The 12,585-nt window shown below is 67.9% G+C and carries 14 protein-coding genes; 6 read left to right on the top strand and 8 right to left on the bottom strand.

Features of this window, described 5'->3' with window-relative positions; translation table 11 throughout:
• Positions 1–37 precede the first annotated feature (37 nt).
• Positions 38–694, top strand: coding sequence for a TetR/AcrR family transcriptional regulator (locus NJ1_RS07120; RefSeq protein ID WP_245717257.1), 657 nt, complete (start codon positions 38–40; stop codon positions 692–694).
• Positions 695–751: 57 nt separating this feature from the next.
• Here the strand turns inward: NJ1_RS07120 and NJ1_RS07115 are convergent, their stop codons facing one another.
• The 3 genes from NJ1_RS07115 to NJ1_RS07105 form a co-directional block, all read right to left on the bottom strand.
• The gene (locus NJ1_RS07115) at positions 752–2,125 is read right to left on the bottom strand and encodes a hydroxysqualene dehydroxylase (RefSeq protein ID WP_067689121.1); all 1,374 of its coding nucleotides are present in this window, start codon (positions 2,123–2,125) and stop codon (positions 752–754) included.
• Positions 2,126–2,247: 122 nt separating this feature from the next.
• Entirely contained in the window at positions 2,248–3,660 is a 1,413-nt protein-coding gene (locus NJ1_RS07110) for an amino acid permease (protein ID WP_067689118.1), read from the bottom strand.
• 129 nt (positions 3,661–3,789) lie between these two features.
• Positions 3,790–4,215 (bottom strand): pyridoxamine 5'-phosphate oxidase family protein, encoded by a 426-nt coding sequence (locus NJ1_RS07105; protein WP_245717264.1) that lies wholly within the window; start codon positions 4,213–4,215, stop codon positions 3,790–3,792.
• Positions 4,216–4,417: 202 nt separating this feature from the next.
• Here NJ1_RS07105 and NJ1_RS07100 point away from each other — a divergent pair, with 202 nt between their 5' ends.
• Positions 4,418–5,755: a GDSL-type esterase/lipase family protein gene (locus NJ1_RS07100; RefSeq protein WP_245717256.1), complete on the top strand. Its 1,338-nt coding sequence runs from the start codon at positions 4,418–4,420 to the stop codon at positions 5,753–5,755.
• Between the two features lie 46 nt (positions 5,756–5,801).
• Here NJ1_RS07100 and NJ1_RS07095 read toward each other — a convergent pair whose 3' ends face one another.
• Positions 5,802–6,509, bottom strand: a complete 708-nt coding sequence (locus NJ1_RS07095; RefSeq protein ID WP_067689114.1) for a TetR/AcrR family transcriptional regulator — start codon at positions 6,507–6,509, stop codon at positions 5,802–5,804.
• A gap of 82 nt (positions 6,510–6,591) precedes the next feature.
• Between NJ1_RS07095 and NJ1_RS07090 the strand changes: the two genes are divergently transcribed.
• The gene (locus NJ1_RS07090) at positions 6,592–7,455 is read left to right on the top strand and encodes an NmrA family NAD(P)-binding protein (RefSeq protein WP_067689111.1); all 864 of its coding nucleotides are present in this window, start codon (positions 6,592–6,594) and stop codon (positions 7,453–7,455) included.
• Positions 7,456–7,474: 19 nt separating this feature from the next.
• On the opposite strand, the gene NJ1_RS07085 is transcribed toward NJ1_RS07090, so the two are convergent.
• Positions 7,475–7,870 carry a hypothetical protein gene (locus NJ1_RS07085; RefSeq protein ID WP_067689108.1) on the bottom strand — a complete coding sequence of 132 codons (396 nt, stop codon included), beginning with the start codon at positions 7,868–7,870 and terminating at the stop codon, positions 7,475–7,477.
• 172 nt (positions 7,871–8,042) lie between these two features.
• Here NJ1_RS07085 and NJ1_RS07080 point away from each other — a divergent pair, with 172 nt between their 5' ends.
• Positions 8,043–9,086 carry an alpha/beta hydrolase gene (locus NJ1_RS07080; protein WP_245717255.1) on the top strand — a complete coding sequence of 348 codons (1,044 nt, stop codon included), beginning with the start codon at positions 8,043–8,045 and terminating at the stop codon, positions 9,084–9,086.
• A gap of 51 nt (positions 9,087–9,137) precedes the next feature.
• Here the strand turns inward: NJ1_RS07080 and NJ1_RS07075 are convergent, their stop codons facing one another.
• Positions 9,138–9,959 carry an SDR family oxidoreductase gene (locus NJ1_RS07075; RefSeq protein WP_067689101.1) on the bottom strand — a complete coding sequence of 274 codons (822 nt, stop codon included), beginning with the start codon at positions 9,957–9,959 and terminating at the stop codon, positions 9,138–9,140.
• Positions 9,960–10,099: 140 nt separating this feature from the next.
• Between NJ1_RS07075 and NJ1_RS07070 the strand changes: the two genes are divergently transcribed.
• Both NJ1_RS07070 and arfB read left to right on the top strand, forming a co-directional pair.
• The gene (locus tag NJ1_RS07070; RefSeq protein WP_218025143.1) at positions 10,100–10,927 is read left to right on the top strand and encodes a class I SAM-dependent methyltransferase; all 828 of its coding nucleotides are present in this window, start codon (positions 10,100–10,102) and stop codon (positions 10,925–10,927) included.
• Positions 10,928–11,056: 129 nt separating this feature from the next.
• Positions 11,057–11,485, top strand: a complete 429-nt coding sequence (gene arfB / locus NJ1_RS07065) for an alternative ribosome rescue aminoacyl-tRNA hydrolase ArfB (RefSeq protein WP_067689096.1) — start codon at positions 11,057–11,059, stop codon at positions 11,483–11,485.
• A 77-nt stretch (positions 11,486–11,562) separates the two neighbouring features.
• Here the strand turns inward: arfB and NJ1_RS07060 are convergent, their stop codons facing one another.
• Entirely contained in the window at positions 11,563–11,955 is a 393-nt protein-coding gene (locus NJ1_RS07060; RefSeq protein WP_067689094.1) for a PPOX class F420-dependent oxidoreductase, read from the bottom strand.
• A gap of 127 nt (positions 11,956–12,082) precedes the next feature.
• Entirely contained in the window at positions 12,083–12,511 is a 429-nt protein-coding gene (locus tag NJ1_RS07055; protein WP_157573814.1) for a hypothetical protein, read from the bottom strand.
• Positions 12,512–12,585 lie beyond the last annotated feature (74 nt).

The raw sequence follows: 12,585 nt of genomic DNA, 5'->3' as shown, positions 1-12,585 counted from the left end.
GCTTTCAATTCGCATTTCCTCGAGCCGGACGCATGCCATGACTCCGAAACACCGGGCCGCGAAACCGCCTGCGGCGCTGCGCAGATCACCGCAGCAGGAACGCTCACGCGCGATGGTCGAGCGCATCGTGAACGCCGGGCAGCAGGTGCTCATCGCGCACGGCTACGACGGCGCGTCCACCAATCGCATCGCTGCCGCGGCGGGGATCAGCCCCGGATCGCTGTATCAGTACTTCCCGAACAAGGACACCGTGGTGGCGGCGGTGATCGAGCGTTACACCGGCGCGCTCGCGGACCGAGTGCGCACGCACGTGCTGGCGAATCTCACCCGCACGCCGGACGTGGCTGTCCCGGAGACCATTTCCGAGCTCCTGGACGCACTGGGCGATCACCCGGAACTGCTGCGCGCCGTGGTGGAACAGACCCCGCGGCTCTCCGGCGGCGAGAGGGTACTGGCCTTCGAACAGCAGATCGGCGAGCTGGCCCGCGCCGCCCTGGCCCTGCGTGCTCGGTCGGTGCCCGCCGGAGTGGACGCCGAGGCGGCGGCCTGGATGCTGGTGCGCACGGTCGAGCATCTGACCATCCGCTATGTGCTGGACGGCCCGCCCATCGCGCGCGAGCGCTTCCTGGCCGACATCACGCGCCTGGTGCTCAACTTCTTTCTCGATCCGGTGCGAGCCGAACGCGAGCACTAGAACCACTCCGAGCCACCGGGTACGAGACGCCGGGCACGAGACGCCTCTGCTCTCGCCCTAGGTCGCGGCCCCTGCTCGTTCGGGCAGCGCCAACAGCAGATCGACCGCGCGCGAGGCGCTCTGCGCGGCGCTCTCCATCGTCGCGGACCAGTCCGTGCGGGTCCAATCCCCCGCCAGCACCAGCGTGGGCACCGAGGTCCGCTGTCCCGGCCGCAGCCCGTCGGTGCCGACCACCTGGGAGAAGGTGGCGCGCGGCATCGGAACCACCTGCGCGTGCACGACTTTGGCCTCCGCCGCGTCCGGGTAGTAGCGGCGCAGCAGCGTCATCTGCTCCTCGACCACCTCGTGGCTGGGCTTGTGGATCTGGTCGTACGCGCCGCTGGTGGTCAGACAGTACAGCCACCCGTTGAGCGTGCCGCGTCCGTGCATGCGCTGCCGATCGAACACCTCGTCGATCACGCCCGCGCCGCCGATCAGCGCCTCCATCGCGCCCTTGGTGCCCAGCGGCCGATCCAGATACAGGTTGGTGCTGACGATCGGCGTGTACCCCAATTTGTCGGCGGCGGCGTAGATCTCGTCGTGTTCGGGCAGATCGTCCAGCAGTCCGCCGATATACGAATTGGGCACCGCGCACACCACCGCGTCGGCCTCGACGACGGTGCCGTCGTCCAGGGCCACACCGGTCACCGCACCGTCCCGGATGATCACGCGCCGCGCGACGGCCCGATAGCGCACCTCGACCGCGGAACGTTCGAACACCCGCCGCGCGCCGTCGACGAAGAGCGTGTCCAGATCGGTCGTCGGATAGCCGATGCCGACAGGTCGGCGATGCTTGACGCCCAAGCGAATTCCGGTCGCGAGCACATCGGCGAACACCTTCGCCGATTCCTGGCGCACGGGTTCGGCCGCGATGCCCAGTGCCAGCCAATCCCACAGCGCCTCGCGCGCGGTGTCGGGCATGCCGAGTCGCCGGAACCACTGATCGGTGGTGAGTTCGGCCAGATCGGCGGGCTGGTTCAGGCACTGCCAGCCCATCTTCACCGTCGCCACGGCGGCCCGTGCACGATCCCCCGCACTGGCATCGGGATGGGCGCCGAACAGGGAGTTCAGCGCGCGAAAACCCTTGGTGCCCATGATCGAGGTGCGCCCGCCGGGCCAGCGCAGCACGCCCTGGTCGGGGAACTTGATGTACTGCCGGGTGCCGACGCTGCTCAGATATCGGAACAGATGGTCATAGCCGCTGGCGATCACGTGCTGACCGTTGTCGGGCACATCGCGCAGTGGCGCGACGTCGAGCGAGTGAGTGCGGCCGCCGAGCCTGCCGCGCCGCTCGAGCAGCGTCACCCGCTTCCCGGCTTCGGCGAGCCAGACCGCGGAGGCCAGGCCCGCGAGCCCGCCCCCGATCACTACGAACCGTCGCGGATCGTTCATGCGAGCTCCCGAAGCCGGAACCGAACCTACCCAAGGAAACTAGCGTTTCCGCTCCCCCGGTGGTCCGGATTCCGGCGAATCGCAATGCCATACAGCGCATTCCGCAGTGTGGCTGCGAGTGGTCAGCTCCGCGCGGGGGTTTCCGAGCGGGTGCGCGAGAGCAGCGGGTACCCCGCGCACACCAGCACACCCCACACCAGGCCGACCACGATGGCGGTGCGCCCGGACTCGGTGAAGAACAGCAGCACCACGACCAGCGCCAGGAAGATCAGCGCGATCACCGTGGTCACCGGCGCACCCGGCAACCGGTAGTCACTCGCCGGGAGCAGCCCGCGCCGCACCCGTGTGCGGTAGATCAGATGGCAGAGAAGGATGATGCCCCACACGAAGATGATGCCGATGGTGGACACCGAGGTGACGTACCCGAACGCCTTCTCCGGCGAGAAATAGTTCACGCCCACGCCGATCACCATGACCGCCGCCGACAGCGCGATACCGGCGGCCGGCACCGACTGCTTGCTCAGCGCGCCCAGTCCGGCCGGAGCCTCCTGCCGCTGGGCGAGACTGCGCAGCATGCGACCGGTGGAGTAGATCCCGGAGTTGCACGAGGACAGCGCCGCGGTCAGCAGCACGAAGTTGATGATGGCGGCCGCGCCCGGAATACCGATCTGCTCGAACACCTCCACGAACGGACTGCGCCCGGAGTGGAAGGTGCGCCAGCTCGACACCGACATGATGACCAGCAGCGCGCCGATGTAGAACAGGCCGATGCGGAACGGCAGGGTGTTGATCGCCTTGCGCAGGGTGCGCTTCGGATCGCGCGCCTCCCCCGCGGTGACGCCGACCAGTTCCACGCCCACATAGGCGAACACCACGATCTGCAGCGCGAGCAGCGCCTGCCCGAATCCGTTCGGGAACACACCGCCGTCGTTCCAGAGATTGGTGACGGTCGGGTTGGTGGCGTGGCCGAAGTGGAAGATCAGCACCCCGATGCCGATGACGATCATGGCGACGATGGCGGTGACCTTGATCGCGGAGAACCAGAACTCGCCCTCGCCGAACACCTTCACCGACACCAGGTTCGCCGTGAACATGATGCCGAGCACGACCAGCGCCGTGACCCACTGCGGGATGTCGAACCAGTACTGCACGTACTTACCGGCCACGGTGATCTCGGCCATGCAGGTGCTGACCCACACCGCCCAGTACGTCCAGCCGGTGGCGTAACCGGCGAAGCGGCCCAGGAACTCGTTCGCGTATTCGGCGAAACTGCCGGTGACCGGACGATAGGTGAGCAGCTCACCCAGCGCCCGCATGATCACGAAGATGGCCAGGCCGGCGGCCAGATAGGCCAGGACGAGCGCCGGTCCCGCCTGCTCGATGGCGCCACCCGCGCCGTAGAACAGGCCGGTGCCGATCGCGCCGCCGATGGCGATCATCTGGATGGTGCGCGGCGACAAGCCCCGGGAGTAGCCCTCGTCCCCGGGTGTCGCACCCTCCGCGCTCGCCGATAGTCGGCTTTCAGAGGCTGTCATTCGGTTCCTTCCACACACATGCGTGCGGCCGCACCGCCGCCTGCGAAGCGCGGGCGTCCGCACCGAGCTAGCCCACGGATTGCCGGGCTCGGTCCAACGGCGTGTCAGGTTACCGGACGGTAGCGGCGGTCACAGTGCGCGCTCATCGAGGTCGGCATCGCACTCGTCGTTCTCGCCGATCAGTTCCAGTCCGGTGACGACCTCGGTCTCGATCCGGATGACGTGATCGCGCAGGAGATTGACCCACGGATCGATCAGCGCCTCGTAGCGGCGCACCAGTTCGGGGTCGCGCACCACGTGCGCGACTCCGGTGACGATCACGCTCCACCCGCGCCGGGTCTTCACGTCGAAGGAGTCGGCCTCGTACGCGACCAGCTCACCGTCACCTCGCAGCACGCTTGCGCCCAATTGCGCGCGCACAATGACGGCGTCTTCTTCGACGATGTGATTCACCGGCCGGATTATCGGAGTTCCGCGGCGCGAGTACACAATTCGTCCATATTGCGAGCCTGCCAACCGCTCGAGAGAGTCGGCGACCGACAGCTCGCGCAGCATTCGTGCCCCATCGCCGCCCATTCTCTCGATTGTGGTCGATTTATCCGAAATACGCCAATTGCCTTGTCGCAATGCAGGGTTCATCCGCGGGTCGTTCAGCGGTTTCGGCGACCGAAGCAGCAAACCCGCAGAACCCGCCCCCGACATCACCGCGCAACGTTATGGTCGATCGACCATTTTTGATCGGGGAGGAACACCGCAGGTGAGCTGGCACAAAGTTTACGATCGCCGACGACGAACGATCGCCGCGCTCGCCGTGCTGGCCTGCGTTCCGGCCCTCACCACGGCCGCCCCCGGGGCGAGGGCGCAAGCACCGTCGGCGGCACAGTGTTCCGGCGATCACTGGGTGGGTAGCTGGACCGCGAGCGCGTCGGACGCGCTGAGTCTCCTCGACGCGTCGCTGCGCCCGTTCCTGTCGGTGGCCGATCAGTCCTATCGCATCGTGCTCACCCCGCATCGGGGTGGCGGCACGGTCCGAATCCATCTGTCCAACCGCCTGCGCCCGCTGCCGATGACCGTCGACCACGTCACCATCGCCGCCCAGGACGACGGTGCGCGGGTGCGCGCGGAGTCGGTGCGCGCGGTCACCTTCGACGGTCGGCCCGGGCTCACCCTCGCACCGGGTAGCGAGGCGATCAGCGATCCCGTCGACTTCCCCGCCGCGGCCTGGGAATCGATCGCGGTCAGCGTGCACGCGCCGGAACTGGCGGTACTGCCCTCGGAACACTTCGGCGCGAACGCCACCAGTTACTACACGCTGCCGGGCGCGGGCGACCGGACCGCCGAGACCACCGGGGCCGACTACGTGCTGTCCACGACGGCCGCGCCGCTGGTCTCCGGGCTCGACGTGCTGGCCCCCGCCGGCGTGTCGAGCGTTGTGGCGCTGGGTGATTCGATCACCGACGGCTATGTGGCCGGCAACTACCTCGGCTATCCGCAACTGGACTCGGTGGTGGACACCGATTCGCGCTATCCCGATTTTCTGCAGCGACGCCTGGACGCGGCAGGAATTTCGATGGTGACACTCGACGCCGGGATCTCCGGAAATCAGCTCCTGGCCCCCGGACTGATTCCGATGTTCGGCCCCGGTGCGGCCGAGCGGGTGGAAACGGATGTGATCGCGCAGGCGGGGGTCACCGATGTGATCGTCCTCGAGGGGATCAACGATCTCGACAATCCGCTCGGCGCGAATTTCGATCAACTCGTCACCGGGTACACCGATCTGATCGCCCGACTCCACCGTGCCGGTCTCCGAGTGCATCTCGGCACGCTGACTCCGACCTCCAACTCCCTGCTCGGCGGTCCCATCGTCGCACCCCGGCAGGACCCCACCCGAATTCGCCTGAACGACTGGATCCGCGCGCAGCGCCTGTCCGACACGGTCATCGATTTCGCTGCCGCACTCCAGGATCCGGCGAACCCCTCGGCCCTGGATCCGCGGTTCGCCGGACCCGATCACCTGCACCCGAATCCCGCCGGATATCAGGCCATGGCCGAGGCGGTGACGCTCACCGATCTCGGTGGCAACGGCTGCGCCTGACCATGATTCGGGCAGCGATCTCCTGGGCCGCGGGCGGCTGAGGAGATCAGCCACGGGCCGCCCGGTCCAGCCATTCGGACAACAGCGCCCGCTCGTGGTCGGTGAGCAGCTCCAGCTCGGGTACCACGGTGCGGAACGCGACAGCGGCGGCAATCGGGCCGTCGTCGGCGAGCGCGGGCACATCGGTGAGGATGGCGCGCATCACGGTGTCGTACATGGCATCGGAGACCTCGAGATCGCGGTCGGCCGGCGCGGCGGCGAGCAGGGTGAGCACGACTCCAGTGCCCGCGGCGTGAATGAGGTCGATGGCGCGACGCTCGGTGACCCGCAGCCTGCCGATCTCCGCGACCCGATGCACCCGCGCGCGCAGCACCTCCAGACCCGCGGCAGCGGCCGGTGAGCGAGTGCCCCGCGCGGGATCGGTGAGCAGACCGAAGAGTGCGGGATTCGCGAGCCCGAAGCCGATGTGGGCGTGCCAGCCCCGGTGCAGATCCTCGAGCGGATCTCCGGTGCCCGCGACCAGGGACTTTTCCGCGACGTAGGTGGCGAAGACCTGTTCGGCGACCGCGTCGAGCAATCCGTCCTTGTCGCCGAAGAGGCGATAGATCGTCGGGGCCTGCACACCGGCGGCCTGAGCGACGGCACGGGTGGTGACCGCGGCGGGTCCCGCGTCGTGCAGCAACCGTGCCGCGACAGCGACGATGTTCGCCCGTACCTCGCGCCGGCTGGTTCCGTCCGGTCTGCTGTCCAACATGAATCAACGATAACGCATTCGTGCTATCGTCGATTATCATCGATAACGTGTCTTTGTTTCCGTAGATAACACGAGGTACCTCATGATCGTCATCACCGGAGCAACCGGACGGCTCGGCTCCCAGGTCGTCGACCGGCTGCTCACCAGAATCCCCGCCGATCAGGTCGGGGTCAGCGTGCGGGACACCGCGCGCGCCGCCGACCTCCGCGCACGGGGCGTGCGGGTGCGCCGCGGCGATTTCACCGAGCCCGAATCCCTCGCCGAGGCGTTCGAGAACGCCGCGCAGGTGCTCATCGTTTCCGCGAACGACACCGGCGGCGAAGCGGTCGCGCAGCACGCCGCCGCGATCGACGCGGCAACGACGGTAGGCGCCACGCGCATCCTGTACACGAGTCATCAAGGCGCGGGCGCGGATTCACGCTTCGCCCCGATGCCCGATCACGCCGCCACCGAGGCGCTGCTCGCCGCGAGCGGCCTGCCGTTCACGAGCCTGCGGAACGGCTTCTACACCGCGACGATCCCACTGCTGCTGGGCAACGCGCTCGAGACCGGCGAACTGCGCGCACCCGCCGACGGGCCGGTGTCCTGGACCGAGCACGCCGATCTCGCCGAGGCGGCCGCGATCGTGCTCGCCGAGCCGGACCTGATCGACGGCGCGACTCCACCGCTGACCGCACCGAATGCCCTGGACCTGAACGATATTGCCGCGATCCTGACCGATCTCAGCGGGCGCACGGTGCGCCGCGTGATCGTCGAGGACGAGGATTGGACCGCCGGACTGATCACCCACGGGGTCCCCGAGGCCCAGGCCGAACTGCTGCTGGGAATGTTCCACGCCTCGCGTCGTGGCGAATTCGCCACCACGGACCCCGCGCTGGAATCCCTGCTCGGTCACGAGGCCACCTCGGTGCGCACGTTCCTGGAAGGAGCTCTCGCACCGCGCTGACGGATTCGCGCCCGCGGGATCAGTCGATCAGGTCCAACAACCAACGCGGCCCGACGGTTTCGGCTCGGTGCGCCTCGACCCGCTCGCGGAGTCCACGATCGGCGGTCACCACCGTGATGTGGCGCGAGCCGTCCGCCGCGGCGGCGACCACGTCGACGATCGCGTCGTCCCCCGACCGCTCGGCCGAGACCAGCCGTATCCCTTCGAACTCCTCGCCGTCCGACACAGCCGCCTTGGCCGCACCCTCGAGCACCACCAGAATCTCGACCGGCCGCCCGAGGGTGGTGTGCAGGCGGGGCAGCTTGTCCAGCAGTCGCCGCGCGGCGCCCGGCCGGTCCTTCCACCACCCGTCCGGCCGCGACCCCACCACGTTCGCGGCATCCACCACGATCAGCTCGACTTCGCCGCCTGTCACAGCCCTCAGTGTTCTCCCACTACAACGGCGACCACGCACCGGCCCACTCTGTAGCCGAGGTCACAATATTAGGTGTTACGCATAGTATCGTTTAACCTGAGCGGCGTTGACGATATTTCGTTCCACCGCGCGGCAGCCCCGCGGAGTGGGCGACGGCGAATCAGGAGTATCGGTGACCCGAACCGCATCGGAACTCTCACGGGCGCTTCGCAATACATGGAGCATGTCGCTCGGCAGCGGCATGGAGTCCTACACCCCGACCCCCTCGACGGTGATCGACGACGGACCGCATCGGACCCTGCGTCGATTCGACCGCGACACCCCCTCCACCGGCAATCCGGTGTTGCTTGTGCCGCCACTGGCCGCCCCCGCCCGCTGCTTCGATCTGCGACCGGGCCAGAGCCTGGCTCAATTCCTGCTCGACACCGGAAGGCAGCCGTACCTGCTCGACTACGGCGAAATCACCTACGCTGACCGCGATCTCGGCCTCGACGAGTGGACGGAGGACATCCTCCCCACCGCCATCAGCCGGATCGCCGCCGAGCACGACAGGCCGGTCGAGATCATCGGCTGGTCACTCGGCGGGGTGCTGGCCCTGGTGAGCGCCGCGAACCACGCCGACCTGCCGATCTCCTCGGTGATCGGGCTGGCGACCCCGTTCGACCAGAGCCGCACTCCCGCGCTGCTTCCGGTGCGCCTGGCAGCACAGCTCACCGGCGGGCGCGAGGTCGCCACGGCGGCCAAGCTGATGGGCGGGATCCCGAAGGAGATGGTGCGCATCGGCTTCCGGGTGCAGGGATTCCAGCGTGAACTCCTCAAGCCCTACTACGTCGCGCGCAACATCCTCGACACCGAGGCCCTGGCCCAGATCCAGGCGGTCGACGAATTCCTCGCCACCATGCCCGGCTATCCGGGCCGCTCCTTCTGGCAGATCCACCGAAACCTGATCGTGCGCAACGAATTGGCGCACGGCCGCTTCCGGCTTCGCTCCGATCTGACCGCGGAGCTCGCCAAGGTGACCTGCCGGGTTCTGTTGGTGGGCAGTCGAACCGACGTGGTGGTGCCCGCCGCGGCCGTCCGCACCGGAACTCGCGTGCTGACCGGTGCGTCCGAGGTCCGCTTCGCCGAGGTCACCGGTGGTCATCTCGGCATGCTGGCCGGCTCCGGCGCACCGGACACGACGTGGCGCGCCATCGACGAATTCCTGCACGCCTGAGCGGTTTTCGATCCGGCCGGGGGTTCACCTCGGCCGGGTCGAACGATCGGCCTACTCGGCGGGCGTCCGCAGGGTCTCCTGATACCGCCGCATCCCCGCGAGCCACCTGTCGTAGTCGGCCGCCTTTCCCCGGTACATGTCCAGCACCTGCGGATGCGGCAGGATCAGGAACTGCCCCGCCGCCATTCCCGCGAGAACGGTCTGAGCCACCTCGTCCGCATCCAGCACCGCCCCCGCCGTGGTCACCGCCTTCCCCGCCAGCACGGCGTCCGGGGTATCGCTCCCGGAGATGGCGTCCAGGAGCGGCGTCCGCACCCCCATCGGGCACACGCAGCTGACCTTGATCCCCTTGTCCCCGTACGTGATCGACAACCACTCCGCGAACCCCACGGCGGCATGCTTGCTCACCGAATAGGTCGCCGAGCCCAACTGCGTGAGCAACCCCGCCGCCGAGGCGGTGCTCACGAAATACCCGCCGCCGCGCTCGATCCATCGCGGCACCATCGCCTTCGCCGCGTGCACATGGGCCATCACGTTCACCCCCAGTGCCGACGCCCACGCCTGCGCCCCGGCATCGAGCCCCGCCTCCCCCGGCACGCCCGCATTGGCGAAGAACATATCCACCGGCCCGAAATGCTCCTCGGCCCGATCGACCAACCCACCCACGGCTGCTTCGTCCGACACATCGACCCCGAGCCCCAACGCGGCGCCGGGATACTCCGAATCGATCTGCTCCGCAACCGCTTCCGCAGCCTCGACGACCAGATCAGCGACGACCACCCGAGCCCCGCCGCCGGCCAGAGCCCGAGCCAGCCCGGCCCCGATCCCACTGCCCCCGCCGGTCACCACAGCAACCCGTCCCGCGATATCCATCCCACTCTTTCCACTCCGCCATGCCCGGCGGCCCAACCACCGTTCACTCAGCGTTCGACCCGGCCCGGACCGTTCTCCGCATCCTTACACCCGCTCGTCCGCCGCTGTCCGCCGACGCCGGTATCTCTATGCTGGCCAGCGTGGTCTCGAACTCGTGGACGTGGGATCCCTCCCTGTACCGGGGCAGTGCCGAGTTCTACGCGCACGGCCGCATTCCGTACCCGAGGGCGCTGGCCGACGCACTGAGCGCCGAACTCGGGCTGGACGGGTCCGGCCGCCTTCTCGACGTCGGCTGCGGACCCGGCTCTCTCGCGCTGCTGATGGCCGAGCGCTTCGACGAGGTCATCGGACTCGACGCCGACGCGGACATGATCGACAAAGCCACCGAATTCGCCACCGCCTCCGGCGCGAGGAACACGCGCTGGCTGCACATGCGCGCGGAGCAACTCCCCGCCGCCCTGGGCCGGTTCCGCCTCATCACCCTCGCGCAGTCGTTCCACTGGATGGATCGACCGAAAGTCGCTGCGTGCCTTCACACTATGCTCGACCGCAACGGAATGTGCGCCCACGTTCAGGCCACCACCCACCGAGGTCTTCCCCATGCGGACACACACCCGGTGCCCCCGTATCCGGAGATCGACGAGTTGGTGCGTGAGTTTCTCGGCCCGATACGCCGCGCCGGGCGGGGTCTGCTGCCCGCCGGCACCCCCTCCGGTGAGGAACAGATCTACCAGCAGGCGGGATTCACCCGTGTCCGCCGAATGGACGTCCCCGGTCGCGAGGTCACTCGCACGGTCGACGATCTCGTAGCAGCGGTCTTCTCACTGTCCAGCTCCACACCACACCTGTTCGGCGACCACAGATCCCACTTCGAATCGCGACTCCGCACCCTGCTGAAGGACGCCACCCCCGATGGCCTCTTCCGCGAGCGAACCCGCGAGATCGCCATCGACCTCTGGCAGCCATGACCGTTATGTCCGGACAGCCCGCTTGTCGCATCACGACACGACCATCGTTATCGTGAACGACGAGGCCACCGGTGCACGAGCGCGACCCGGCCGAGTCGACTCGCCGATCGAAAAGAGCAGCGTCGGACCATGGCAGAGGACCTGAACGTGACTCGGACGCTGGTGATACCCGCGTCCGAATTACGCGAGCGGTTCTCACGCTCCTCAGGCCCGGGCGGCCAGCACGTCAACACCACCGACAGCCGGGTGGAGTTATCGTTCGACCTGGCCAATTCGCCATCGGTGCCGGAGCGGCTGCGCACCCGGATGCTCGACCGCCTGGCCACCCGCCTGGTCGACGGGGTCCTCACGATCGCCTCGTCCGATCAGCGCGCACAGGTGCAGAACCGCGCGACCGCTCGCGAACGCCTGGCCGCGCTATTGCGCGACGCCGCCGCGGCCCCGCCACCCGATCGCCGCGCCACCAAGCCCTCGCGCGGAGCGAAGGAACGTCGCATCGCCGCGAAGAAGCGGCGCGGCGTCACCAAACGCAACCGCCGCGTCTCCCCCGACGACTAACCGAAGGGTGAACCTCCACTGCGTCCGGGTCTCATCGTGATCGACCGAGACGGTGGCCTCCCCGACGCCCCGAGTTCCTACGTCTCGGGAACGGCCTGAACCTCGATGGCGGCGTGCACCTTGTCGATCCCACCGCGGAAGAGTGCGTACGGGACGAAGTAGAAGGCGTGGTTCCAATAGCGCTTGACGATCTTGTCGAATACGCGGCGGGTCTCGGACTTGGGCAGCATGCGGGCCACCGCATCGACCGGCTCCCCCTTGACCTTGCCCAGCACTCCGCATTTCTGGATGGTGACCCGCGGAGTGTTGTTGATCCGCTTGGTCTTCCACGATCCGTCGTCGGTGATGATCAGCAGTTTGTCACCCTCGGGCACGCCCCAGACCGGAGTCGGTTTGGGCGTGCCGTCCTTCGTGTAGGTGGTCAGCAGCAGATACCGCTCGCGGTAGACGTCGTCGAAGGTCGGAGCCATGTATGTAGTCACCTTTGCCGGATTGGTTTCTGGATCGATCATGCGGGCGCACACCATCATCGCGCGAACCCGCGACCGCTGCCGGACGACGGGGTCGCGTACCTGCCCGTGTCGCCACGCGACGAGGTCACGACGGCGAATCCGCTCTGCCCGACGAGAGGTCGGTGGATTCGGCCAGTGCGGTGTACAACCAGTCGTGGGCTCGACCGACCGTGACCCGCGCTCCGAACAGCCGTTCCGTCAGCGTCCAATAACGGTGGATGCGGTGATCCGCATCCGTGGCGCCGATCAGCAGATGCTCACGGAACAGGGGTGAATCGCATTCCCCGCGCGCGCCCGCATGGGCTCCGACGAATCGGTCGAGTTCGTCACCCGCATGGGGCCGAACGCCTTCCGCGACGAGCGGGACCACGTGCGTCAAGATGTCACCCATCTCGAGATACAGCGCATGGGGGTCTCGGATCAGTTCCGGTCGATTGCGCCAATATTGCCGTCGCACAGCCGTGTTCATCTCCGGATCGATCGCGAGAGCCGCCAACTCGGCGTATGCGACCACCTCCTCGACGGATGGATCCTCGGGTGGCTCCGGAACATTCCAGCACACCCACCCCTCACTCTCGCTCCGTCTGA

The sequence above is a fragment of the Nocardia jejuensis NBRC 103114 genome, from assembly GCF_001613145.1.
Lineage (GTDB): Bacteria > Actinomycetota > Actinomycetes > Mycobacteriales > Mycobacteriaceae > Nocardia > Nocardia jejuensis.
This window is presented reverse-complemented; position numbering and strand designations above follow the sequence as displayed.

What these genes read in the sequence shown, in the direction of transcription:
- NJ1_RS07095 (WP_067689114.1), bottom strand. Translation starts at nt 6,509, where the DNA reads ATGTTGGACAGCAGACCGGACGGAACCAGCCGGCGCGAGGTACGGGCG.
- NJ1_RS07060 (WP_067689094.1), bottom strand. Translation starts at nt 11,955, where the DNA reads ATGGCTCCGACCTTCGACGACGTCTACCGCGAGCGGTATCTGCTGCTG.
- NJ1_RS07115 (WP_067689121.1), bottom strand. Translation starts at nt 2,125, where the DNA reads ATGAACGATCCGCGACGGTTCGTAGTGATCGGGGGCGGGCTCGCGGGC.
- NJ1_RS07120 (WP_245717257.1), top strand. Translation starts at nt 38, where the DNA reads ATGACTCCGAAACACCGGGCCGCGAAACCGCCTGCGGCGCTGCGCAGA.
- NJ1_RS07090 (WP_067689111.1), top strand. Translation starts at nt 6,592, where the DNA reads ATGATCGTCATCACCGGAGCAACCGGACGGCTCGGCTCCCAGGTCGTC.
- NJ1_RS07105 (WP_245717264.1), bottom strand. Translation starts at nt 4,215, where the DNA reads ATGCTGCGCGAGCTGTCGGTCGCCGACTCTCTCGAGCGGTTGGCAGGC.
- NJ1_RS07110 (WP_067689118.1), bottom strand. Translation starts at nt 3,660, where the DNA reads ATGACAGCCTCTGAAAGCCGACTATCGGCGAGCGCGGAGGGTGCGACA.
- arfB (WP_067689096.1), top strand. Translation starts at nt 11,057, where the DNA reads ATGGCAGAGGACCTGAACGTGACTCGGACGCTGGTGATACCCGCGTCC.
- NJ1_RS07075 (WP_067689101.1), bottom strand. Translation starts at nt 9,959, where the DNA reads ATGGATATCGCGGGACGGGTTGCTGTGGTGACCGGCGGGGGCAGTGGG.